This window comes from Streptoverticillium olivoreticuli subsp. olivoreticuli (assembly GCF_003391135.1).
Lineage (GTDB): Bacteria > Actinomycetota > Actinomycetes > Streptomycetales > Streptomycetaceae > Streptomyces > Streptomyces blastmyceticus.
In genome coordinates, this window is record NZ_CP031455.1 from 7,272,761 (window position 1) to 7,296,476 (window position 23,716).

The 23,716-nt window shown below is 72.6% G+C and carries 21 protein-coding genes and 3 pseudogenes; 18 read left to right on the plus strand and 6 right to left on the minus strand.

Going from position 1 to position 23,716, the window contains the following annotated elements; genetic code table 11:
• The first annotated feature begins 146 nt into the window (after nt 1-146).
• The 4 genes from DXZ73_RS31570 (at nt 147) to DXZ73_RS38460 (ending at nt 2,804) form a co-directional block, all read left to right on the plus strand.
• Complete coding sequence (locus DXZ73_RS31570) at nt 147-554, plus strand: cell division protein SepF (protein WP_116214386.1); 408 nt, start codon at nt 147-149, stop codon at nt 552-554.
• Nucleotides 555-578: 24 nt separating this feature from the next.
• Entirely contained in the window at nt 579-1,760 is a 1,182-nt protein-coding gene (locus tag DXZ73_RS31575; protein ID WP_116214387.1) for an AAA family ATPase, read from the plus strand.
• 41 nt (nt 1,761-1,801) lie between these two features.
• On the plus strand, nt 1,802-2,203 hold the full coding sequence (locus tag DXZ73_RS31580; protein WP_116215992.1) for a nucleotide pyrophosphohydrolase: 402 nt from the start codon (nt 1,802-1,804) through the stop codon (nt 2,201-2,203).
• Nucleotides 2,204-2,345: 142 nt separating this feature from the next.
• Nucleotides 2,346-2,804: a DUF6099 family protein gene (locus DXZ73_RS38460; RefSeq protein WP_162890394.1), complete on the plus strand. Its 459-nt coding sequence runs from the start codon at nt 2,346-2,348 to the stop codon at nt 2,802-2,804.
• Between the two features lie 11 nt (nt 2,805-2,815).
• On the opposite strand, the gene DXZ73_RS31595 is transcribed toward DXZ73_RS38460, so the two are convergent.
• Nucleotides 2,816-3,019: a hypothetical protein gene (locus DXZ73_RS31595; RefSeq protein WP_116214390.1), complete on the minus strand. Its 204-nt coding sequence runs from the start codon at nt 3,017-3,019 to the stop codon at nt 2,816-2,818.
• A 236-nt stretch (nt 3,020-3,255) separates the two neighbouring features.
• Between DXZ73_RS31595 and DXZ73_RS31600 the strand changes: the two genes are divergently transcribed.
• The 6 genes and pseudogenes from DXZ73_RS31600 to DXZ73_RS31625 form a co-directional block, all read left to right on the plus strand.
• Entirely contained in the window at nt 3,256-4,179 is a 924-nt protein-coding gene (locus tag DXZ73_RS31600; RefSeq protein WP_116214391.1) for an LLM class F420-dependent oxidoreductase, read from the plus strand.
• Nucleotides 4,180-4,214: 35 nt separating this feature from the next.
• Entirely contained in the window at nt 4,215-5,177 is a 963-nt protein-coding gene (gene mmuM, locus DXZ73_RS31605; protein ID WP_116214392.1) for a homocysteine S-methyltransferase, read from the plus strand.
• A gap of 144 nt (nt 5,178-5,321) precedes the next feature.
• A complete protein-coding gene (locus DXZ73_RS31610) occupies nt 5,322-6,836 on the plus strand; it encodes a hypothetical protein (protein WP_116215993.1) in 1,515 nt (504 codons plus the stop codon).
• 5 nt (nt 6,837-6,841) lie between these two features.
• Complete coding sequence (locus tag DXZ73_RS31615; protein ID WP_116214393.1) at nt 6,842-7,522, plus strand: NUDIX hydrolase; 681 nt, start codon at nt 6,842-6,844, stop codon at nt 7,520-7,522.
• 77 nt (nt 7,523-7,599) lie between these two features.
• A pseudogene (locus DXZ73_RS31620) lies at nt 7,600-8,301 on the plus strand (3' terminal RNA ribose 2'-O-methyltransferase Hen1); the annotation flags it as partial.
• Between the two features lie 4 nt (nt 8,302-8,305).
• Nucleotides 8,306-8,899, plus strand: a pseudogene (locus tag DXZ73_RS31625) (polynucleotide kinase-phosphatase); the annotation flags it as partial.
• A gap of 11 nt (nt 8,900-8,910) precedes the next feature.
• Here the strand turns inward: DXZ73_RS31625 and DXZ73_RS31630 are convergent.
• Nucleotides 8,911-10,485 (minus strand): hypothetical protein, encoded by a 1,575-nt coding sequence (locus tag DXZ73_RS31630; RefSeq protein WP_240351579.1) that lies wholly within the window; start codon nt 10,483-10,485, stop codon nt 8,911-8,913.
• 118 nt (nt 10,486-10,603) lie between these two features.
• Complete coding sequence (locus tag DXZ73_RS38465; protein WP_162890395.1) at nt 10,604-11,056, minus strand: hypothetical protein; 453 nt, start codon at nt 11,054-11,056, stop codon at nt 10,604-10,606.
• A 259-nt stretch (nt 11,057-11,315) separates the two neighbouring features.
• On the opposite strand from DXZ73_RS38465, the pseudogene DXZ73_RS31635 reads away from it, so the two are divergent.
• A pseudogene (locus DXZ73_RS31635) lies at nt 11,316-11,507 on the plus strand (hypothetical protein); the annotation flags it as partial.
• Nucleotides 11,508-11,525: 18 nt separating this feature from the next.
• Here the strand turns inward: DXZ73_RS31635 and DXZ73_RS31640 are convergent.
• Nucleotides 11,526-12,479 (minus strand): helix-turn-helix domain-containing protein, encoded by a 954-nt coding sequence (locus DXZ73_RS31640; RefSeq protein WP_116214394.1) that lies wholly within the window; start codon nt 12,477-12,479, stop codon nt 11,526-11,528.
• Nucleotides 12,480-12,551: 72 nt separating this feature from the next.
• Here DXZ73_RS31640 and DXZ73_RS31645 point away from each other — a divergent pair, with 72 nt between their 5' ends.
• From DXZ73_RS31645 to DXZ73_RS31665, 5 genes are all read left to right on the plus strand, one after another.
• A complete protein-coding gene (locus DXZ73_RS31645; RefSeq protein WP_116214395.1) occupies nt 12,552-13,979 on the plus strand; it encodes an MFS transporter in 1,428 nt (475 codons plus the stop codon).
• Between the two features lie 19 nt (nt 13,980-13,998).
• Nucleotides 13,999-15,255 carry an arginine deiminase gene (locus DXZ73_RS31650; protein ID WP_162890396.1) on the plus strand — a complete coding sequence of 419 codons (1,257 nt, stop codon included), beginning with the start codon at nt 13,999-14,001 and terminating at the stop codon, nt 15,253-15,255.
• 79 nt (nt 15,256-15,334) lie between these two features.
• Nucleotides 15,335-16,336 (plus strand): ornithine carbamoyltransferase, encoded by a 1,002-nt coding sequence (argF, locus tag DXZ73_RS31655; protein WP_116214396.1) that lies wholly within the window; start codon nt 15,335-15,337, stop codon nt 16,334-16,336.
• A 103-nt stretch (nt 16,337-16,439) separates the two neighbouring features.
• Nucleotides 16,440-17,267, plus strand: a complete 828-nt coding sequence (locus DXZ73_RS31660; RefSeq protein WP_116214397.1) for an enoyl-CoA hydratase family protein — start codon at nt 16,440-16,442, stop codon at nt 17,265-17,267.
• A 2-nt stretch (nt 17,268-17,269) separates the two neighbouring features.
• Complete coding sequence (locus DXZ73_RS31665; RefSeq protein ID WP_116214398.1) at nt 17,270-19,540, plus strand: bifunctional salicylyl-CoA 5-hydroxylase/oxidoreductase; 2,271 nt, start codon at nt 17,270-17,272, stop codon at nt 19,538-19,540.
• A 21-nt stretch (nt 19,541-19,561) separates the two neighbouring features.
• Here the strand turns inward: DXZ73_RS31665 and DXZ73_RS31670 are convergent, their stop codons facing one another.
• Complete coding sequence (locus DXZ73_RS31670; protein WP_116214399.1) at nt 19,562-20,401, minus strand: PaaX family transcriptional regulator; 840 nt, start codon at nt 20,399-20,401, stop codon at nt 19,562-19,564.
• Nucleotides 20,394-22,034, minus strand: coding sequence for an AMP-binding protein (locus tag DXZ73_RS31675; RefSeq protein ID WP_116214400.1), 1,641 nt, complete (start codon nt 22,032-22,034; stop codon nt 20,394-20,396). The genes DXZ73_RS31670 and DXZ73_RS31675 overlap by 8 nt, the downstream gene beginning before the upstream one ends.
• Nucleotides 22,035-22,168: 134 nt before the next feature.
• Here DXZ73_RS31675 and DXZ73_RS31680 point away from each other — a divergent pair, with 134 nt between their 5' ends.
• Complete coding sequence (locus tag DXZ73_RS31680) at nt 22,169-23,293, plus strand: acyl-CoA dehydrogenase family protein (RefSeq protein WP_116214401.1); 1,125 nt, start codon at nt 22,169-22,171, stop codon at nt 23,291-23,293.
• Nucleotides 23,290-23,712 carry a RidA family protein gene (locus DXZ73_RS31685; protein WP_116214402.1) on the plus strand — a complete coding sequence of 141 codons (423 nt, stop codon included), beginning with the start codon at nt 23,290-23,292 and terminating at the stop codon, nt 23,710-23,712. Before DXZ73_RS31680 ends, DXZ73_RS31685 begins: the two co-directional genes overlap by 4 nt.
• The last annotated feature ends 4 nt before the right edge of the window (nt 23,713-23,716 follow it).

Below are 23,716 nucleotides of genomic sequence, written 5' to 3' on the forward strand. Positions count from 1 at the left end.
TGCGCAACGCGCGCAGGCGCGGCGACCCACGGGCCCGTGCCGGCATGACCGAGGCCCCCACGCGTGTCATTCGGAGTAACGCCGAGTCCTTGTCCCTAGGATTGCGGGATGTACATAGCCAGCACGTTCCCCGGAGGGGTGATCCGGTGAACAGGTCCGAGGCCACCGACGAGCAATGGGAGGGCCTTGCGGAGGTCGTCCCCTTGCGCGGTCACCATTCCTGGCCGTCCTGGCCCAACCACCGGGCGCTGCCCGAGGAGGAGCCGGAGCCGAACCGTCGTCAGCTCGTCGTCCTGCGCGTCCAGATCTTCGCGGACGCCCGCGAGGTCGCGGAGCACCTGATGGCCCGCATCCCGGTGCTGCTCGACCTCACCAGCGCCGACACCGACGTCGCGAAGCGGATCCTCGACTTCTCCAGCGGCGTCGTCTTCGGCCTGGGCAGCGGCATGCACCGGGTCGACACCAATGTCTTCCTCCTCGCACCCGAAGGCACCGAGGTGGCCTCGGGGTACCCCGATCGTAGGAAGAGTGATCAGCTGAAACGGTTTGGCTGAGCGGCCGCCGCATACGGTCCGGGCATGGACACACACCGTGCCCGACCGGCCGCCGCCCCCCACTCCCAGCGCCCCGCGGTGACCGAACTCCGGCTCTCCGCCTTCAAGTCCCACCGCAACGCCGTCTTCCCCCTCGGCCCGCTGACCCTCTTCCGCGGCGCGAGCGGCAGCGGCAAGTCCAGCGCCCTCCAGGCGTACGAGGCGCTGGCCCGGCTCGCGGGCGGCGACAGCCTCGACGAGGCCCTGACCCCCGTCGCCGGCGGCGCCCCCGCCTGCGTACCCCACCGGGCGAGACCCGACGCCCAAGGGCGGCGCGGATTCCGGATCGGCTGCACCGTCGACGGGCCCGCGGGCACCGTCCGGCTCGACGTGGCCGTGCAGGCCGAGCCCGAACTCCGCGTCGTCGGCGAACGGCTGACCGGCTCCGGCCGGACCCTGCTGTCCACCGCCCTGCGCGACCCCGGGCTCCGCACGGTCGAGGCCGCCTGGCACACCGCCGGCACCGTGCCGGTCACCCGGGCACCCCTGCCGGACGACAGACTGGGCACCGCCCTGCTGCCGCTCCGCGTCGCGGGCAAGACCGCGGGCCAGCGCCTGGTCCTCGACGCCGCGGAACAGGTCGTGGTCGCCCTGCGCTCCGTCTTCGCCTGCGACCCCCGGCCCGAGCTGATGCGCACCCCGGTGGCCGCGCGCGACGGCCTCCTGCGGGGCGCCTGCGACAACGTGGCCGCCGTGCTCGGCCGCACCCGCAACGAATGCGTCACCCGCCACGCGGCCCTGGTCGCCGCCGCGGGCGCGGGCTGCCGGGGCCCGGTGGAGGGCCTGTCCGTCGAGGGTCTGACCGGTGGCTTCGTACGGGGCGTGCTGGCCCGGGACACGGGCGCGGCCACGCCGCTGGAGCGGCTGGGCGACGGCGAACTGCGCTATCTGGCCCTGAGCCTGGTGCTGCTGACCGGCCCCGGGGTGCTGGACATGGACCCGGTCGCCGAGGTGCTGCCCGCCCGGCAGGCCCTCACCGTGCTGGCCGACGGCTTCGACCGCTGCCTGGACCCACGGCAGGCCCGCGCCCTGCTGGCCCTGGCGGCGAGGATGTGCGAGCGCGGGCACGTCCGCCTGGTGGGCACCGTGCGGGGCGACGTGGGTCAAGAGCCGCAGGGGGCGGAAGAGGAGACGGTGGCGGCGTCGATGGTAGACCTGGGCGCGTGACCGGAGAACATCATCAGGAACCAGGACGGACCGACGAGCCGCTGCGAGAGCGACGCGAGGAGTCCCCGCGCGCGGCGCGGCCGGGCGGCGAGCTCGACGCGCTCCAGCGGCGGCTGGCGGACTTCGCCGCCGCCCGCCGGTGGCAGCCCTTCCACACGCCCAAGAACCTCGCCGTGGCCCTGAGCGTCGAGGCGTCCGAACTGGTGGAGATCTTCCAGTGGCTGACGCCGGAGGAGTCGGCGCGGGTGATGGACAGCCCCGGCACGGCGGGGCGGGTGGAGGACGAGGTCGCGGACGTCCTGGCGTACCTGCTCCAGTTCTGCCAGGTCCTGGGGATCGACGCCGCCGCGGCGCTCGCGGCGAAGATCGACCGCAACGAACACCGCTTCCCGGTACCGGAAGAATCCACTCCGGATTCGCCCGTCCGTCACTCTCCGGAGTGATTGAGTTATCCACACCGCATCTGGTATCCACAGATTTCTGAATTCCCCTGGCTTTTCCGGCGGTTAGTCATCACTCTGGGTAGTGACGAAGTGGCGGACGCACAGACGGCAAAGCAGCAGTCGGAAAAGTGGGGGACCGGACATGGACGCAATGCGGCTCATCGGGGCCACGCGAACGGCCCTGGCGCAGGCCAGGGCCGTTCAGGACATCGTCACCGAGGCCTGGCAGAGCCAGGCGCTGGCGGGCGCGATCGGCAGCCACCTCGCCGTCCACGGGCCCTTCGAGGCCCGGGCCGCGGCGGACGGCCTCAGCGAAGCGGGCGCCCGCGCCTCCGGCGCGCTGCGGCAGACCCTGCGCACCGGCCCGACCAGGGCCGCGCAGCTGACCGAAGTGCGCGACCACTGGAGCACATTGACCGGGCTCTGCGTCCTCCTCGGAGAGGTTGGCATAGCCCTGGTGGGCGTCGCCTGCTCCTCCGACGAGGACGCCCTCTACTGGCAGTGCATCGAAGCGATCGACGCCGCCGACGAGACGAGCGACCGGGTGCGCTGGTTACAAAGACGGCTCGCGCTCCGCGAGCGTGAAGGAGGCGCCGCGTGAAGCGCCGACGATCAGCCGGTACCGCCTCCGCCGGACGAGGGCCGCTCGCCGGGCGACTGCGCGGGCGACTGCAAATCGGCGTCGAGCTGCGACAGATCGGCGTTCAGCGCGGCCATCAGCTCCTCCATCTGCTGAAGCAGCCCCTTGGGCGCGCCCTGCTGCGGGGGAGCGGACTGTGCGGGCACCGATCCGTCGGGCACGGCTTCCTGGGTCATCGCGGCCTCCTCGGCCCTGGCCCTCCCGGTGCGGGCGGGCGGCGTTGCGGTCGTCGCCTCCGGCAGCGGACACCGGTGCGCGGGCCGGGCGGTCCGGCTCCGCCCGAGCCAACGACCACCGGGCCCGGCGGACACTTCCCACCCGGCGCCGACGACCGAATTTCACCCGACCGGGGTGGGTGGTGCGAAGGAGGGTACGGACGGTTGACGCACGTGCGGCAGTGCAGGATGGGGGCATGGATCTGCGTATCTTCACCGAGCCCCAGCAAGGGGCGGGCTATGACACCTTGCTCACCGTCGCCAAGGCCACCGAGGACCTCGGCTTCGACGCCTTCTTCCGGTCCGACCACTATCTGGCCATGGGCTCCGCCGACGGTCTGCCGGGCCCGACCGACGCCTGGATCACCCTGGCCGGGCTCGCCCGGGAGACCCGCCGCATCCGCCTCGGCACCCTGATGACCGCCGGCACGTTCCGGCTGCCCGGCGTCCTCGCCATCCAGGTGGCGCAGGTCGACCAGATGTCGGGTGGGCGGATCGAGCTGGGGCTGGGGGCGGGCTGGTTCGAGGAGGAGCACCGGGCCTACGGCATCCCCTTCCCCAAGGAGAAATTCGGACGCCTGGAAGAACAGCTGGAGATCGTCACGGGACTGTGGGGGACCGAGGTCGGCAAGACCTTCAGCTTCCACGGCACGCACTATCAGCTCACCGACTCCCCGGCCCTGCCCAAGCCCGCCCAGGACAAGCTGCCGGTGCTCATCGGCGGCCACGGTGCCAAGCGGACCCCCAGGCTCGCCGCGAAGTTCGCGGACGAGTTCAACATCCCCTTCGCCTCCATCGAGGACAGCGAGCGGCAGTTCGGCCGGGTCCGCGCGGCCGCCGATGAGGCCGGCCGCAAGGGCGGCGACCTGGTGTACTCCAACGCCCTGGTCGCCTGTGTGGGCAAGGACGACGCCGAGGTGGCGCGACGGGCGGCGGTCATCGGCCGTGACGTGGCCGAGCTGAAGGCCAACGGGCTGGCGGGTTCGCCCGCCGAGGTCGTCGACAAGATCGGCCGGTATGCGGCGATCGGCTCGTCCCGGATCTACTTCCAGATCCTGGACCTCGACGACCTCGACCACCTGGAACTGATCTCCTCACAGGTCCAGTCCCAGCTGAGCTGACGCCCCGACACGTCACCGGAGACGGAGGAGGACCCGTGACGCCTGCCCCCGCTGTCCCGCTCGCCGACGCCCTCGCGAGTGGAACGCTCGTCCTGGACGGAGGCCTGTCCAACCAACTGGCGGCGCAGGGCTGCGACCTGTCCGACGCCCTGTGGTCGGCCCGGCTGCTCGCCGACGGGCCGGAACAGATCGAGCGGGCACACGTGGCCTATGTGCGGGCAGGCGCGCGGGTGCTCATCACGGCCAGCTATCAAGCGACGTTCGAGGGATTCGCCGCCCGTGGCATCGGCCGGGCGAAGGCGGCGGAACTGCTGCGCGGCAGCGTGGCACTGGCGAGAAGGGCGGGGGAGGGGGAGGGGGAGGGAGGGGAGGGGGGAGGGCCCCCATGGGTCGCCGCCTCCGTCGGGCCCTATGGCGCGATGCTCGCCGACGGCAGCGAGTACCGCGGCCGGTACGGGCTGAGCGTGGCGCAGTTGGAGCGTTTCCACCGGCCGCGTATCGAGGTGTTGGCCGGGGCCGGGCCGGATGTCCTCGCCCTGGAGACCGTGCCGGACGTGGACGAGGCCGAAGCGCTGCTGCGGGCGGCCGAGGGGTGCGGGGTGCCCGTGTGGCTCTCGTACAGCGTGGCCGGAGAGCGTACGCGGGCGGGGCAGCCCCTGCGCGAAGCGTTCGCGCTGGCCGACGGCAACGACCAGGTCATCGCGGTCGGCGTCAACTGCTGTGAGCCCGATGACGCCTACCCGGCCGTCCGGCTCGCCGCGGAGGTCACTCGAAAGCCTGTCGTGGTCTATCCGAACAGCGGTGAGCTGTGGGATGCGCAGGCGCGGGCCTGGCGGGGCCGCCCCACCTTCGACCCCGGCCGGGTCGCGGCATGGCGGGCGGCGGGCGCCCGCCTCATCGGCGGCTGTTGCCGCGTGGGCCCCGCGGACATCGCGAGGCTGGCCCGCGTCCTGGAGCCGTCACCGACGGAACCGGCCCCGCCGGATCGCACCTCGTAACTCGCCTCATGCGTCTACGGGTTACGTCAACCACAGCCCGGGGCCACGGGTTCACCGATAGCGTGGAAGGCGCGGGAAACCGTGTGCGGAACGGGGGGTCTGGGTCCCCTTCGACCCAGGAGTCCGGACGATCGGGTGGTGAACATGACTACTCAGGACACCGAGGACGCGATAGCCAGGAAGCGTCCGACGGAGCTGTCACCGGGGGCGGTGGTCGCGCAGTCCTTGGACAACGAGTGGGTCAATGCGCAATTGACCAAGGAAATGATCGAGAAGGGAACGTCGCTCCGGGACGTCGAGGAGATCCGGAGCAAGGAGGCGCGCGCCGAATACTTCCGCAGTCTCCTCAACACCCGGCAGGTGGTGATCAACCGGGTGTTCTTCTACAACAACCGGGCCGTGAGCTGCGACCTCGTGGAGGGTGGCACCGCCCGGCGCGCCCACCAGAAGCTGCTGGCGGACGGCTCGCTGGTGCCGTATCTCGTCAATGAGCACGAACCGGCCGAGCGCCCGGCGAACTTGACCGTCGACGAGCGGGCGTTCACTGCCTGGCAGGAGACCGTGGAGGGGATGCCGGCGAGCTCGCGCATCACCTGCGTCCGGATGTCCTGGGAGGACCAGGAGAACCGCGACGCCACCAGGAACGGACTCTTCAATCCCTTCGCCGGCCAGGTGCAGCGACTGACCGCGACGGACATCCCCCTGCTCGCCGCCCAGGTCGGCGTCCCGCCGGAGCGGACCGCGCAGTTCGGCGCGCGGCTCCACGAGCTCGTCGGGTTCAGCAGCGACCGGCGCACCCGCGGCGAGCTCGTCTCCCGCAGGGTGCTCTACGACGAGTTCGTGTCCGTGCCCGGTCTGCCCGTCTCCGACGTGCGCTACGACAGGAACAAGCCGTTCGCCGGGGAGGTCAAGCAGCTGCTCGACCTCATCTACAACGTCAACCTCGCCGACGCGCTCGGCATGTACCCGCTGACACCGTCCGGCGGCCTCCGGAGAGTCGCGCTCCAGGAGTGGCGGGATGTACGGACGGCCCCCAGCGGCGTGGTCACCGACCCCGAACAACTGCTGCTGTTCCTGCGCCGGCAGGCGTTCTCCACCGTCCAGGACCGGCTGACGCCGTCCGCGGTCGACGCCCTGACCCTGGAGGACATCTGGACCCTGCGCCAGAGCGAGCCCTGGCACGAGTACATGCGGGCGTTCGACGCGCTGACCGCCGACCCGGCCGCCTTCCACGACCGGGTGGGGCGCGTCTTCGAACGGTACGTCCGCCTCAACTCCGAGATCGTCCGCGTCGCCGCGGGCCGCCGCGCGAGCCGGGCGAAGGCCGGCAAGTGGGCCCCCGTCATCGAAGTGGTCGTCATCGTCGGCGGCGCCGTGTTCAGCGCGATCACCGGGGACGACACCTGGGGTGTCGTCGGGGACGTCGGGGCGGTGTCGGCCAAGGCGGGCGGCTCCGTGCAACTGGTGCTGCGCAACAGGCGGGAGGGGCGGCGCGAGCAGAAGTTCGCCCGGGAGATCGCGGCGGTCCGGTTCGACAGCGCGCGGGAGTGGGAACAGTTCCACAGCATGGTGCGTCGGCTGCCCGGATACCGGGAGCAGAGCGGTTCCCGTGCGGCCACCAGCTCCGCCACCGTCCAGGACGACATCCCGGAGTACTGATCGCAGTGCGAGAAGAAGCCGCGTCCGCGTACGACCGTCTGCGCGCCGCCCGCCCCGAGCTGTTCGGCAACGACCCGGGCGGGATCGACATCCTCCTCGACCCGGACGCCGTCGAGGAGGCGCGGCGCAGCACCGGCTGCGGCGAGGACGAGCGGGTCGGCGTCGTCTACGCCGACCGGTTCGTCACCCTCGTGCGCGACGCGGTCCGCTTCCCCGGCGGCGCGCTGGGGCTGTATGTACGGATGCTGGCCACCGCGACCGGGCCCGGGGCCGTGATCCTCCCCCTGGTGGGCGCCGACGGCGTCGTCCTCGTGGAGCACTACCGGCACGCCACCCGCGCCTGGCACTGGGAGGTGCCGCGCGGCATGGGCCTGGCCGGGGCCAGTGGCGCGCAGACCGCCGCGCGCGAGCTCGCCGAGGAGCTCGGCACGCGGCCCACGGAGCTGATCCCGCTGGGGCGGGTGCATCCGGACAGCGGACTCCTCGGTGATCACGTCGAGTTGTACGCGGCCCGCATCGAGCGGATCGGGGCGCTCGATGCCGCCGAGGGCATCCGGCGGACGGTCACGCTGCCGTGGCCGGAGGTGGCGCAGATGATCGCCGACGGGGCCATCACGTGCGCGTTCACGATCGCGGCACTGACCCGCGCGCGGCTGCGGGGGCTGTTGGGCGACGCCACCGTCTGACCCGCCCGGTGGGGAAGCGGATACCGGTGGGGAAAACAATTAGGGGACACCGTACGAATGGGACGATACTCGACCGCGTGTTCCTGACGATAAGCACCACCGGCACCGCGGACGAGCCCGCCACCGACCTGGGGTTCCTGCTCCACAAGCACCCCGACAAGGCACAGCGGTTCTCGACCTCGCACGGCGTCGCGCACGTCCTCTACCCCGAGGCGACCGCCGAGCGCTGCACGGCCGCGCTGCTGCTCGAGGTCGATCCCGTGGCGCTGGTGCGCCGGGCCAAGGGGCGCGGCGGCGCGCCCGATTCGGCGCTCGCGCAGTACGTCAACGACCGCCCGTACGCGGCGTCCTCACTGCTGGCCGTCGCGCTCGCCGCCGTCTTCTCCACCGCGCTCAAGGGCCGGTGCGAGGCCCGCCCCGAACTGCCCGGACGGCCGAGGCCCCTGCGCGTCGAGGTGCCCGCCCTGCCCGCGCGGGGCGGTCCGGCCCTGGTGGAACGCCTCTTCGCGCCCCTGGGCTGGACGGTCACGGCGGAGCCGGTGGCGCTGGACGAGCGGTTCCCGGAGTGGGGCGACTCGCGGTACGTACGGCTCGTCCTGGAAGGCGAGCAGACGCTCTCCGACGCCCTGCGGCACCTGTACGTCCTCCTCCCCGTGCTCGACGACTCCAAGCACTACTGGGTGGCGCCCGACGAGGTGGAGAAGCTGCTGCGGTCCGGTGCCGGCTGGCTGGCGGACCACCCCGAGCAGCGGCTGATCACCAGCCGCTATCTCGCCCGCAGCCGCCGCCGAGCGCGGTGTGGACGTGGCGCTTCTGCTCGGCAGGCAGCGCGAGCGGGCCGGTGACGCGGAAGCCTTGGCCAAGTCGTACCGCCGTTTCTGCTGGCCGGTCGGCGACCCTGCGCGGGGCTGGCCGGGCGACACGCCGAGCCCGGACGGCGTGACGGACACCGACGGCCTGGATGGCATCCGCCTGGCGCCGTTCCAGCTCCTCGCCGTGGAGGTCCGAAGTCTGGCCGCGCTCCCGCACGATGGGCAACTGGCCCTGATCGACTGGCTGATCGCGGAGGAGGGGTTCACGAGCGGCCACCACAACGGCGTCCGCGCGCTTTTTCCTGTAGTACATGAACTGCTTGCTCGTCCCCCATCCGCCGACTGGTCGTCGACACTGGAGACGAGGCGTTGGTCGCCGCGGGCGTCCAGTGGTGGCTGTACCTCACCGCCGCCGACGGCGAGGGCATAGTCGTCAAGCCCCTCCAGGCGTACGTCAAGGTCGGCGACGGCCGCCTCGTTCAGCCGGGCATGAAGTGCTGCGGCGGGGTAGTACCTGCGCGTCATCTACGGCCCGGAGTACACCGTTCCTATCGTAATTGGCCGACGTTGGCCTGATCACGGCAAACCGGATTTGTGATCCGGTGACCCCGCGAACGGTCTTCGGGGGTCGGGGAACAGCGCGAGCTGGTCACCTTGGTCCAGTCGGGTCTTACCGCCTCGTACGGGCGTGCTCGCTGTCCTGGGTGGGCTCGCGGTCCCGCGTGGCCTGGGGACGAATGCGGTCTGGCCGGTAGCTCTCCGCGCAGCGATCCTCTGGTCGCTGGCGGTCACACCTGGCCGACGCCGGATTCCGTGTCCCAGGCCACGCCTGCCAATAGCCACAGCCGCCGAGTGGTGGCGTGTGACGGTGGTCTTCTTGCTGATCTGCTGGAGTGGGGTCTTCCAGTACCGCTCGCCCCAGTTGCTGGTGTACGCCGGATCGACCGCGATGACGACAAGCCCGGCATGGAACGCCATGCCGCGCAGCCGTTCCCGGAACCGTGCGGTCGGGATGCCAGCCACTGTTTTCCGGAACTTCTTTCCCCGGCCGCCGCGTCCCATCCGCTCCCGGCCCGTCGAGCGGGCGTCGTCGAAGTTGAGGTTCTCCACCACGATCCCCGCGCAGCCGTGTTGCCGGGCAAGCTTGATGAGTTGGCTGATCGCGTCCCGCAGGCGGCCGTCGCGCTGCAATGCGGGGCCGATCAGGTCGAGCGGGATGGTGTGCGGTTGGCCGATCGGGTTGCCGTGCGGGTCGAGCACGTAAGCGGCAAGGTGGTCGGCGTTGAGGTCGATGCCGATGGTGCGTTCATCGAAGTCTCGGATCTCCTCCGGGGTGGGCAGCACGGCCTTGTCGGCGCACCAGGACGCATCGAGGTACCAGCGTCCACGTACCGGGTCGTACACGAAGTCGTACCGGACCGCTCTGTTGACGGTCACGCGGTCGAGCCATTCGTCACGGCGGTGGGAGAACTGCACGGTGCAGCTCAGCTGGTACCGGCCCCGAGGCGCGTTCGCCAGATGCCGTAGCGGCTCCGGGAGGACGATGGTGACCGAGCCGTCGTTCGGGTTGACGCAGATCGTGTAGTTCCCGAACGGCGCGCCGGACTCCCCGTCAGCGGTGAGGAACAGCCGGGCGGCATCCCACTGCTCACGCCACTGGGCCTCGGTGAGCTGGGCCTTCTCCAGGTTGTGCCGGGCCTTCGCCAAGCGGCGTCCGCCGATTGCGATGCTCGGCTTTCCAGAGGCGATCCGCTGCTCAACGCGGGCGAGGCGTGCTGTGAGGACCTGCAAGCGGCGCTGCTTGCCGAACCGCTCGCCCTGGTCCCGGTAGCCGCTCGCCTTGCCCTTCTTGCCTCCGCACGGCGCGGCCAGGCGCTGGGTGATCGTGCGGATCGCACGCCGCAGAGACGATGCCTCGTCGTACAGGCAGCGGAGAGAGAGTTGGTACTGGTCCTCGCTCGCCCTGGTCATCGCCCCGGCCAGACGCGAGGACGACTGCTTCGTCAGGCTGTGTTTGCGCTCGGTGCGCTGGTTGTCCTTGACGCGCACCTTACCGATCTCGATGCGCCGGGCCAGGTCAGCACGCTGATGGTGTCCGAGGTGTCGGCCGACCAGCGTCAATACCTGATCGTCCTGGGCGGTGGTGTGCACACGGTCCCGTATGCGGGCACCGGACGGTGCGGCGACGGTGAAAGGGGCAGCCAGTATGCGAAGTCGCTTACCTCGCCTCTTCCGGGGCACTGGGTGGCCTCCTCCCCGATCGACAGGATCAGTCCATAAGTTGCGGCCAAACATGCCCCATAAGTCGCGGTGGCGGACAGTGGACTTGACCGCCTTCGTCAACGTCTTGGCTTCGCTGGCCGCTGCCGTACAGCAGACTGGAGAACGAGGTGACCACCGCCAGAATGTCCCACGTCAGCTCCGACTCCCGTGAAACGTCCAGGACTTCATCCGTACCGGCGATTTCCAGCCCGGGACTGAAGGGCGGCAGCATCACATCCCGTATAACCCCAGTTCCGAACCAGGCAAGGCGCTCCTCATGCCCGACCGGCAGCCCGACACCTCCAGCCTTTGGCGCCCTGCGCAGCCCTCGACGTTGGTCCGACGGCCCGGAGACGACATCGAAGAACTCGCCCACCACCGGCATCGGCTGCGGCTTTTCGCAACCGGGCCATCCGCCGGTCAAGATCCCTCTCGGCCCGCTGCCGCTGCGACGGAACACGCCTGCACAGCACTACGCCCTTAGCGTCTGGCAGCTGCCCAACCTCGGCCCGCAGAGCCTTCCGGCTCCACCACGGAGAAGATGCGTTTCCCTCCCGGCGACCTACGGTCCGCCAGCACCCCGGAGGCCGTATACCTGCGCAGTATCCGCGTCGACACACCCAGAATCCGCGCGCGTCGCCGAAACCACCCTTTGATCCATCCCGGCAAGTCATCCCGAAATGGCCAAGCATGACCCATCAACCAAGGAACTGCTGTCAACTCGCCCGGAGAACCTCGCCCGCCTGCGCGTGCGCCACCTCGGCCACAAGCGCTCCCTGGCGCTGCGCGAGTACGCCCTCGGCCTGGAGGCACTGGACCGGCTGGCCGACGGCGAGCCCCTGTGGCGCGTCCACGAGGCGGTCTTCGCCGTCCTCGCGCTGGAGTCGGAGCCGGTGGACCCGCGGCTGTAGGGGCGGCCCGCCGCAGGACTACCGCCGGGCGCGGAAGGCCCGGCGGTAGTCCTGCGGCGGCACCCCCATCGCCTTGGCGAAATGCCGCCGCAGGTTCGCGGCCGTGCCCAGCCCGCACAGCCGCGCCACGTGGTCGACGGAATGGTCGCCGCTCTCCAGCAACTCCCGCGCCCGGCCGATCCGCTGCGTCTGCAGCCACCGCATCGGGGTCGTTCCCGTGGCCGCAAGGAAGCGGCGGGCGAAGGTGCGCGGGCTGGTGTGCGCCTGCCGCGCCAGGTCGGTCACCGTCAGCGGCCGGTCGAGCCGCTCCACCGCCCAGTGCAGCAGCGGGGCGAGGGAGTCGTCCCGGCGCTCCGGCAGCGGGGCGTCGATGTACTGGGCCTGGCCGCCGGGCCGGTGCGCGGGGGCGACGAGCTGCCGGGCCAGGGTGTTGGCCGCCTCGCTGCCGTAGTCCTCGCGCACCAGGTGCAGGCAGACATCGATGCTCGCGGTCGATCCCGCCCCGGTGACGATGTCCCCGTGATCGACGTAGAGCACCGCCGGATCGACGCGGACGGCCGGGAACCGCTCGGCGAGCAGCGGGGCGTACATCCAGTGGGTGGTGGCCGTGCGGCCGTCGAGCAGCCCGGTGGCCGCCAGCGTGAACGCGCCGGAACAGAGCGACACCAGTCGCGCGCCCCGCCGGTGCGCCGCGCGCAGGGCGTTGACCAGCTCCGGCGGCGGGTCGCCGCCCACGTCCGCCGAGGCGGGCACCAGCACGGTGTCGGCGGCGATCAACTCCTTCGCGCCGTACGGCGTCCGGGTGTGGAACCACGACCGGGCGGACGCGTCGCCGTCCGTCCCGATGGCGCAGACGCGCAGGTCGTACCACCCCTCCGGGGTCTCGGGCCGGTCCGTGCCGAAGATGTGGCAGGGGATGGCCACTTCGAAGAAGGGCAGGCCGTCGGTCACCGCCACCGCGATCGTGGGCATGGCAGTAATGTAGCGGGTGTTGTCGGTCCTGCCACTCGTGATCGTCCGCCGCTGCCCCGATGCTGGATCGACATGACGATCCCTCGCACGACCTCCCCGGGGAGCGGTGTGTCCGCGGCACCCGCCCCCACACCCTCGCCCGACCCGCGCCGCTGGCTGATCCTGGCGGTGGCGTCCACCGCCCAATTCCTCGCCGTGCTCGACGTGGTGGCCGTCAACATCGCCTTCCCCCTGATCGGCGAGGACTTCCGCGCGGCCTCGCCCGGCGCGCTGTCCTGGGTGCTCAACGCCTACACGATCACGCTCGCCGCGCTGCTGATCCCGGCCGGCCGGTTGGCCGACGGGACGGGCCGCCGGCGGTCGTTCCTCCTCGGCCTGTCCCTCTTCGGTCTCGCCTCCACCGCCTGCGGCCTCGCCCCCGGCCTGGGCTGGCTGATCGCGGCCCGGGTCGTGCAGGGCGTCGGCGCCGCCGTCCTGGTGCCCACCTCGCTCTCCCTCGCCCTGCCCGCCTTCCCGGCCGGTGAGCGCGCCACCGCGGTCGGCGTCTGGACCGCGGTCAGCGCGCTCGCGGCAGGCTCGGGGCCGGTGATCGGCGGCCTGCTCGCCGCCTCCAGCTGGCGCTGGATCTTCCTGATCAACGTGCCCGTCGTCGTGGCCGCCGTGGTCGCGGGCGTCCGCCTGCTGCCGCGCTCCGAGCCGGGCGCACGGCACCGCCCCGACCTGCTCGGCACCGCCCTGGTGCTCGTCGCCATCGGCGGTCCGACGACGGCGCTGGCGCAGGCGGGCGAGTGGGGCTACGGCTCACCGCTCACCCTCGGCGCGTTCGCCGCCGGGGTCGCCGCGGCCGCGCTGTGCGCCGTCCATGTGCGCCGGACCCCCGACGCCGTGATCGACCCCGCCCTCTTCCGGACCCGGGGCTTCACCACGGCGGTGGCCGGGCTCTTCACCTACTTCCTCGCCTATCAGACGCTGCTGCTCGCCACCTCCGTGCTGTTCACCGATGTCTGGGGCTACTCGGTGCAGCACGCGGGCCTGGCCCTCGCGCCCTGGCCCTGCACCGTCCTCGTCGTCTCGGCCCTCTCCGGCAGGATCGTGCGGCTGCTGGGGGAGCGCGGCGGCGCCGCCCTCGGTGCCCTGTGCTTCGTGGCCGCCCCGCTGTGGTGGCTGCTGACCGCCGCGCAGGACCCGCACTACGTCACGCGCTTCCTGCCCGGCCTGGTGCTCTGCGGCATCGGCACCGGCCTCTATCAGCCGGTGATGTTCGCCGCGACCGGTGCCCTGCCCGCGCACCGGATGTCCCTCGGCTCGGGCGTCCTGATGCTCTCGCGCCAGTGCGGCACCGCCCTCGGCGTGGCGGTCCTCGTCGCCCTGGGCGGCGGGGAGCCGCACGCGGGAGCGGGGGCGCTGCGGGCCGGCTGGGTCTTCGCCGCGGTCGCGGCCGCCCTCGCCCTGCTCGCCGCGGTGATGTTCCGCCGTGGTGCACCGCGTGATCTCGGGTGATCCAGGCCAGGATGGAAGGATGGGATTCCATGTCGACTCCGAGGCCGGGCGGCTGCGCCGCGTCATACTGCACCGCCCGGGACTGGAGCTCAAGCGGCTGACGCCGTCCAACAAGGACGCGCTCCTCTTCGACGACGTGCTCTGGGTGCGGCGGGCGCGCGCCGAGCACGACGGGTTCGCCGACGTGCTGCGCGAGCGCGGGGTGGCGGTGCACTTCTTCCAGGACCTGCTGGAGGAGAGCCTGGCGGTGCCGGGCGCGCGCTCGCACGTGCTGGACCGGATCTTCGACGAGAAGGAGTACGGGCCGCTCGCCACGGGCCGGCTGCGGGCTGCGTTCGACGGGATGCGGGCGCCCGAGCTGGGCTCCTGGCTGGTCGGCGGGATGACCAAGCGGGAGTTCCTGGAGCGCTACCCGGAGCCGGTCTCGGTCCGCTTCCACGCGATGGACCTGGACGACTTCCTGCTCAACCCGCTGCCCAACCACCTCTTCACCCGGGACACCTCCGCCTGGGTCTACGACGGGGTGTGCGTCAACGCGATGCGCTGGCCCGCCCGTTGGCACGAGACCGTGCACTACGAGGCGGTCTACCGCCACCACCCGCTGTTCGCGGCGGGCTTCGACCGGGGAACGGAGGAGGGCGGCTTCCACGTCTGGTCCGAGGGGCAGGCCGCCTACCCGTCCACGATCGAGGGCGGCGACGTGCTCGTCATCGGCGAGGGCGCCGTGCTGATCGGGATGAGCGAGCGGACCACGCCGCAGGCCGTGGAGATGCTCGCCCACCGGCTCTTCGCCACCGGCTCGGCCCGCACGATCGTGGCGCTGGACATGCCGAAGCGGCGCGCGTTCATGCACCTGGACACCGTGATGACGATGGTGGACGGCGACACCTTCACGCAGTACGCCGGGCTGGGCGGCCTCCGCTCGTACACCATCGAACCGGGGGCGGGCGAGCGCGAGCTGAAGGTCACCGACCACCCGCCGGAGCACATGCACCGCGCGATCGCCGCCGCGCTCGGCCTCGACTCGATCCGTGTGCTGACCGCGACGCAGGACGTGCACGCGGCCGAGCGGGAGCAGTGGGACGACGGCTGCAACGTGCTGGCGATCGAGCCGGGCGTCGTGGTCGCCTACGAGCGCAACGTGACGACCAACACCTACCTGCGCAAGCACGGCATCGAGGTCATCACCATCCCGGGCAGCGAGCTCGGCCGCGGCCGGGGCGGGCCGCGCTGCATGAGCTGTCCCATCGAACGGGACGCGGTCCCCCGAAGCTGAGCCCACCCCTCCGCATAGCAATGCGGTTAATCGTATATGCTTCCGTTTTCCCGCAGTCGTGAGCTAGGAGCCCATCCCCATGGCGACAGACCTCAAGGGCCGCCACTTCCTCAAGGAAACGGACTTCACCGCCGAGGAGTTCCGCAGTCTGGTCGAGCTCTCCGCCGAGCTCAAGGCGGCGAAGCGGACGGCCGTCGAGCGGCAGCGCCTCCAGGGCCGCAACATCGCGCTCATCTTCGAGAAGACCTCCACCCGCACCCGCTGCGCCTTCGAGGTCGCCGCCGCCGACCAGGGCGCCCGCACGACCTACCTCGACCCCGCGGGCTCGCAGATGGGCCACAAGGAGTCCGTCCGGGACACCGCCCGGGTCCTCGGCCGGATGTTCGACGCGATCGAGTACCGCGGCCACGGCCAGGAAGTGGTGGAGGAGCTGGCGGCCAACGCCGGGGTGCCGGTCTTCAACGGGCTCACCGACGAGTGGCACCCCACCCAGATGCTCGCCGACGTGCTCACCATGTCCGAGCACACGGCCAAGCAGCTGGAGCATGTCGCCTACGCCTACCTCGGCGACGCCCGCTACAACATGGGCAACTCCTACCTGATCACCGGCGCGCTCCTCGGCATGGACGTCCGCATCGTGGCGCCGGAGGAGCTCTGGCCCGCCCCGGAGATCGTCGCCGAGGCCCGGCGCCTGGCCGAGGCGAGCGGCGCGCGCATCACGCTCACCGCGGACGTCGCCGAGGGCGTGCGCGGCGCGGACTTCGTCGCCACCGACGTATGGGTGTCGATGGGCGAGCCCAAGGAGGTGTGGGACGCGCGGATCGCGCTGCTGGCGCCGTACGCCGTCACCATGGACGTGCTGCACGCGACCGGCAACCCCGCGGTGAAGTTCCTGCACTGCCTGCCCGCCTTCCACGACCTCGGCACGACGGTCGCCCGCGAGATCCACGAACGCCACGGCCTGACCTCGCTGGAGGTGACCGACGAGGTCTTCGAGTCCTCGCACTCGGTGGTCTTCGACCAGGCGGAGAACCGCATGCACACGATCAAGGCGGTGCTGGTGGCGACGCTGGCCGACTGATGCCGGAGCCCCGGATCTCTATCGCGACCCCGTGACGACAGTCACAGTGCGGTGATAACTTCACGGAGCATGCACCAGCCCCCAGGCTGAAGGAGTGCGCACCATGGCCCCGTTCACCGGCTCCGCACCCCGCACCGAGAAATGGCAGCACCTGCGTCTGACGGTCGACTCCGGTGTCGCCACCGTCACCCTCTCCCGCCCCGGCAAGCTCAACGCGCTCACCTTCGGCGCCTACGCCGACCTGCGCGACCTGCTGCCCGAGCTCGCCCGGGACGGCTGCGTACGGGCCCTCGTCCTCGGCGGCGAGGGCCGCGGGTTCTGCTCCGGCGGTGACGTCGACGAGATCATCGGGGCCACCCTGGCCATGGACACCGGGCGCCTCCTCGACTTCAACCGGATGACCGGACAGGTCGTCCGCGCCCTGCGCGAGTGCCCGTTCCCCGTGATAGCCGCCGTGCACGGCGTCGCGGCGGGCGCCGGCGCCGTCCTCGCGCTCGCCGCCGACTTCCGCGTCGCCGACCCCACCGCACGCTTCGCCTTCCTCTTCACCAGGGTCGGCCTCTCCGGCGGCGACATGGGCGCCGCCTACCTCCTGCCCCGCGTCGTCGGCCTCGGCCACGCCACCCGGCTGCTGATGCTCGGCGAGCCCGTACGCGCCGACGAGGCCGAGCGCATCGGACTCGTCAGCCAGTTGACGGAGGAGGGCGGTGCGGCCGCGGCGGCGCAGTCCCTCGCGCGCCGCCTCGCCGCCGGGCCCGCCCTCGCCCACGCCCAGACCAAGGCCCTGCTCACCGCCGAACTCGACATGCCCCTCGCGGCGGCCGTCGAGCTCGACGCCGCCACTCAGGCACTGCTGATGAACAGCGCGGACTACGCCGAATTCCACGCCGCGTTCACCGAGAAGCGGCCGCCGGTCTGGCAAGGGCGGTGAGCATGCGGGTCGCGGTCATCGGCGGCGGCCCCGGCGGCCTCTGCGCCGCCGCCCTGCTGAAACGTCTCGCCCCCGACCGCGCGGTCACCCTCTGGGAGCGCAACGCCCCCGACGACACCTTCGGCTTCGGCGTCGTCCTCTCCGACGAGACCCTCGGCGGCATCGAGACCGCCGACCCGGACGTCCACGCCGCCCTGGGCCGCGAGTCCGTCCACTGGGACGCCATCGACATCGTGCACCGCGGCCGCACCCTGACCTCCGGCGGCCACGGCTTCGCCGCCCTCGGCCGCCACCGGCTCCTGGAGATCCTCCACGCGCGCTGCCGCGGGCTCGGCGTCGACCTCCGCTTTCGCACCGAGGCGCCGCCCGCCGCCGAACTGGCCCGCACCCACGACCTCGTCATCGCCGCCGACGGCGTGCACAGCACCACCCGCGCCGCTCACCGGGACCACTTCCGCCCCACCCTCACCACGCACCGGTGCCGCTACATCTGGCTCTCCGCCGACTTCGCGCTCGACGCCTTCCGCTTCGAGATCGCCGAGACCGAGCACGGGCTGATGCAGCTCCACGCCTACCCCTACGCCGGCCCCTCGGCGGGCGGGCCGCACCCGGCCGGGGGCGCGAGCACCGTCATCGTCGAGATGCGCGAGGAGGTCTGGCGGCGTGCCGGGCTCGACCGCTGCGACGAGGCCGCCTCCGTCGAGCGGTGCGGCACGTACTTCGCCGGCCTCCTCAAGGGCCGCACCCTGCGCGCCAACCGCTCCGCCTGGACCGCGTTCCGCACGGTCGTCAACGCCCGCTGGTCGCACGGCAACACCGTGCTCCTCGGCGACGCCGCCCACACCGCCCACTTCTCCATCGGCTCCGGCACCAAACTCGCCGTCGAGGACGCGGTCGCCCTCGCGGCCCGCCTCCAGGACAGCGCCTCGGTCACCGAGGCCCTCACGGCGTACGAGGCCGAGCGCCGTCCGGTCGTGGAGTCCACCCAGCGCGCCGCCCGCGCCAGCCTCGAATGGTTCGAGAACCTCGCCGTCCACACCGGCCGGCCGCCCCACGGATTCGCGTTCGACCTTCTCACCCGCAGCCGCCGCGTCACCCACGACAACCTCCGGCTGCGCGACCCGGACTTCGTCGCCTCCGTCGAGGACGAGGCGGGCATACCGCCCGGCACCCCGCCGATGTTCACCCCCTTCCGGCTGCGCGGGCTGACCCTGCGCAACCGCGTCGTCGTCTCGCCCATGGACATGTACTCCGCCGTCGACGGCACCCCCGGCGACTTCCACCTCGTCCACCTCGGCGCCCGCGCCCTCGGCGGCGCCGCCCTGGTGATGACCGAGATGGTCTGCGTCAGCCCCCGGGGGCGCATCACCCCCGGCTGCGCCGGGCTGTACGCACCGGAGCACGAGACCGCCTGGCGCCGCGTCACCGACTTCGTCCACACCCAGGCACCCGGCACGGCCATCGGGGTCCAGCTCGGCCACTCCGGCCGCAAGGGCTCCACCCGGCGCCAGTGGGAAGGCATCGACCAGCCGCTGCCGCACGGCAACTGGCCCGTCGTCGCCCCCTCCGCGCTGCCCTACCGGCCCGGCGTCAACCAGGTCCCGCACGCCCTGACCACCGCCGAAATGACCGGCATACGCGAACAGTTCGCGCTCTCCGCCGCCGCGGCCGCCCGCGCGGGCTTCGACCTCCTCGAACTCCACTGCGCGCACGGCTATCTGCTCTCCGGCTTCCTCTCCCCCCTCACCAACCGGCGCACCGACGCCTACGGCGGCACCCTCGCCGCCCGGTTGCGCTATCCCCTGGAGGTCTTCGACGCGGTACGGGCCGTCTGGCCCGCCGACCGGCCCATGACCGTACGGATCTCCGCCACCGACTGGGCGGACGGCGGCACCACGGCCGAGGACGCCGTCGCCGTCGCCCGCGCCTTCGCCGCTCACGGCGCCGACGCGCTCGACGTCTCCACCGGCCAGGTCGTCCCCCATGAACAGCCCGCGTACGGCCGCTCCTACCAGACGCCCTTCGCCGACCGGATCCGCCACGAGGCGGGCGTCCCGGTGATCGCGGTGGGCGCCATCTCCTCCTGGGACGACGTCAACTCCCTGATCCTCGCGGGCCGCGCCGACCTCTGCGCCCTCGCGCGCCCCCACCTCTACGACCCGCACTGGACGCTGCACGCGGCCGCGGAGCAGGGCTACGAGGGCACGCCCGCGCCCTGGCCCGCGCCGTACCGCGCGGGCAGCCGCAGACCGCCGACGGGCCGGGGGGCCTGACCGGCCGCGCCCGCGGGGGAGTCACGCCAGCGCCGCGTCCACGAAGCGTTCCCCCGCGCCGCGCAGCCGCGCGTGCAGCCCCGCGAAGACGCGCGCCGAGCGCACCCCCGGCCAGTCCGCGGGCAGCAGGGCCACCGGCAGGCCGGGGTCCGCGTAGGGCAGGTGCCGCCAGGAGTCCAGCGCGAGGAGGTAGTCGCGGTAGGCGTCCTGTGCGGGGACGGTCCGCCGCCGCGCCCACCGGTGCAGCACGGGCTCGTGCGCGGCGAGGAAGACGCGGTGCCGGTCCGCCAGCGAGTCCAGGTCCCACCACCGGCCCACCGCCTCCGCCGTCGGCTCGAACCCGAGGTGGCTGCCCCGGAACAGGTCGACGTAGGAGGCCAGTTCCAGGCGCTCCAGGGTGTGCCGGGTCTCCTCGTGCACGTGCGCCGGCGCGATCCACACCCCGGGCGCGGCCGCGCCGAAGCCCAGCCGGGCCAGCCGCGAGCGCAGCAGATGGCGCTTGTGCCGCTCCTCCTCGGGCACCGAGAAGACGGCCAGCAGCCACCCGTCGGCCGAACGCGTCGACATCCGGCCGTAGATGCGCCGGTCGCCGTCGTCCAGCAGCTGCCGGGCCGCGTCCGACAGCCCGTACCCCGCGGCGCCCCCGGGGGCGCGGTCCGAGACGAGCAGCCCGCGGCGTTTGAGCCGTGAGACGGCGGACCGTACCGAGGGCGAGTCCACGCCCACGGCGGCCAGCAACCGGATCAGTGCCGCGATCGGCACCGTGCGGCCGGCCGGCTGTTCGGCGCGGGTGCGACCGTACGCGCCGTAGAAAGTGACGATGAGGGACCGAGGAGTATGCAGTGGTTGCTGGTCAGTCACGGGGAAACTGTAAAGCTCCGTTGCGGAGCCGGAAGCGCTGGAGTTTGCCCGTGGGCGTGCGGGGGAGGGCGTCGTGGAACTCGATCTCGCGAGGGCACTTGTACGGGGCGATCTCCTTTTTGGTGAACTCCCGCAGCTCCGCGACGGTCTCCGCGGTGCGCGGCACGCCCGGCCGCAGCACCACGTGGGCGACGACGACCTCGCCCCGCCACTCGTCCGGCCGCCCCACGACGGCCGCCTCCAGCACCTGGGGATGGCGCAGCAGCGCCTCCTCGACCTCGGGGCCCGCGATGTTGTGGCCGGCCGAGATGATCATGTCGTCGGCGCGGGCGACGTAGCGGAAGTAGCCGTCGCCCTCGCGGACATAGGTGTCCCCGGTGAGGTTCCAGCCGTCCCGCACATACGAGCGCTGCCGGGCGTCGGCGAGGTAGCGGCAGCCGGTGGGCCCGCGCACGGCCAGCAGCCCCGGTTCGCCGTCCGGCACGGGCAGTCCGTCCGCGCCGACGACGCGCGCCTCGTAACCGGGCACCGGCAGGCCGGTGGTGCCGGGGCGGACGGCCTCGTCGGCGGCGGAGATGAAGATGTGCAGCATCTCGGTGGCGCCGATGCCGTTGATGAGCCGCAGCCCGGTGGCCTCCTGCCAGGCGTGCCAGAGCGCGGCCGGGAGGTGCTCGCCCGCGGAGACGCACCAGCGCAGGGACGAGGTGTCGTACGCGCCGAGCCGGGCGAGCATCGCGCGGTAGGCGGTCGGCGCGGTGAACAGCACGGTGACGCGGTGCCGTTCGATGTCCTCCAGCAGCCGTTCGGGGCCGCCCCAGTCGGACAGCAGCGCCGAGGCGCCCGCCCGCAGCGGGAAGATCACCAGACCGCCGAGCCCGAAGGTGAAGCCGAGCGGCGGGCTGCCCGCGAAGACGTCGTCGGGGCGCGGCCGCAGCACCCGCGCGGAGAACGTGTCGGCGACCGCGAGCACGTCCCGGTGGAAGTGGACGCACCCCTTGGGCCGTCCGGTGGTGCCGGAGGTGAACGCGATCAGCGCGACGTCGTCGGCGGAGGTCGGAACCGGTGCGTACGATGAGGGTTTGTCCGCGGCCAGCCGCAGAAGGTCGCCCGGGCTCTCCCCGCCGTACGGTGTGACCCGTAAGGAGGTCACGGACGCCCGCGCCAGGTCGTCCACCGACCGGGTGTCGCACAACGCGTGCCGGATCCGGGCCAGTTCGCAGATCGTCGCCAGCTCCTGCGGGCGCTGCGCGGCCAGGACGGTCACCGCCACGGCCCCCGCCTTCATCACCGCCAGCCAGCAGGCCGCGAGCCAGGGCGTGGTGGGGCCGCGCAGCAGCACCCGGTTGCCCGGCACCACGCCCAGGTCGCCGGTGAGCGTGTGCGCGATCCGGTCGACGTGCCCCTTCAGCTCTCCGTACGACCAGACGCCGCCCGCCCCGTCCCGTACGGCGGGCCGGTCCGCGCCCAGCCGGGCCACCGTCGCGTCCAGCAGCTCCGCACCGCAGTTGAGCCGGGCGGGGTAGCGCAGCGGGGGCCGGTCCGCCAGGTCGAAGCGGAGCACGGGCCACTGGTCGGCGGGCGGGAGGTGGTCGCGCGGGAAGGTGTCGACATGGGCCGACGGTTCGAGCTCCATCGCGGATGCGCCCCCTCGTGCCGGGGAATGGAGGTGAACGGGGTCTTGCCAGCCGTACGGATCCGCTGTCAGCGTAGCGAGTTGGTGACGGCAGTCAACAGATCGCGATAAGCGATCGGGAAGGGGAACGGCCGGTGACCCCTCCGTTCGCCCTCGATGCGGAACAGCGCGCCTGGTGCGCCGAGCTCCGGTCCCTCGCCGCGGAACGGCTGCGGCCCCTCGCCGCCGCGGGCGGGCCCGGCCGCGTCAACCGTCCGCTCGTCGCCGCCCTCGGCGAACTCGGGCTCCTGGCACGCCTTTTCCCCCAGGAGCGGCCCGTACGCGCGATGGACCTCTGCCTGTTGCGCGAATCCCTCGCCCGTGAGTGCACGGAGGCCGAGACGGCCCTCGCCCTCCAGGGCCTGGGCGCGGTGCCGGTCGCCCGGTATGGCACCGGGGCGCAGCGCGCGCGGTGGCTGCCGGAGGTCGTGGCGGGCCGCGCCGTCGCCGCGTTCGCGCTGAGCGAGCCGGGCGCCGGATCGGACGCCGCCGCCCTGGAGCTGCGGGCCGAGCCCGACGGCCGCGGCTGGCGGCTCACCGGGGAGAAGTGCTGGATCTCCAACGCCCCCGAGGCCGACCTGTACACCGTCTTCGCCCGCACCGGCCCCGGCGCCCGGGCCCACGGCGTCACCGCCTTCCTCGTCTCCGGCAGCCGGCCGGGCCTCGGCGGCCGTCCGCTCGACATGCTGAGCCCGCACCCGGTCGGCACGCTCACCTTCGACGGTGTCCGCGTGGAGCCGGACGACGTCATCGGCGAAGTGGGCGGCGGCTTCCGCGTCGCCATGGGCACGCTCGACCTGTTCCGGCCGAGCGTCGGCGCGTTCGCGGTGGGCATGGCGCGGGCCGCGCTCGCCGCCGCCGTGGCCCACGCGGGCGAACGCCACGCGTTCGGCGGCCCGTTGAGGAACCTCCAGGCCGTCTCCCACCGGCTCGCCGAGATGGCCACCCGGACCGAGGCCGCGGCCCTGCTGGTGTACGCGGCGGCCGCGGCCCACGACGCGGGGGAGCCCGGCATCGCGGCCCGTGCGGCGATGGCCAAGCTGTTCGCCACCGAGACCGCGCAGTACGTGGTGGACGCGGCCGTCCAGATCCACGGCGCCCGTGCCCTGGAGCGCGGCCACCTCCTCGAACACCTCTACCGCGAGGTCCGCGCCCCCCGCATCTACGAGGGCGCCACGGAGGTCCAGCGCACCATCATCGCGAAGGAGCTGTACCGATGACCGCACGGCCCGCGGAGGAACCGGCCCTGTGCCGGGTCAACCCGGGGGAGCTCTCGCCCCCTTCCGGCTTCTCCCACGCGGTGACGGCCACCGGCGGGCGGCTGGTGTTCCTCGCGGGGCAGACCGCGCTCGACGGTGACGGCGCGATCGTGGCGGGCGGGCTGCCGGAGCAGTTCGCGCGGGCGCTGGCCAACCTCCTCACCGCGCTCCGCGCCGCCGGCGGCACCCCGCGCGACCTCGCCCGCGTCACCGTCCACACCACCGACGTCGCGGCCTACCGCGCCCACGCCGCCGAACTCGGCCGCATCTGGCGCCGGTCCGCGGGCCGGGACTACCCGGCCATGGCGCTCATCGGCGTGACCCGGCTCTGGGACGAGGCGGCGCTGGTCGAACTGGACGGGATCGCGGTCCTGCCCTAGCCCG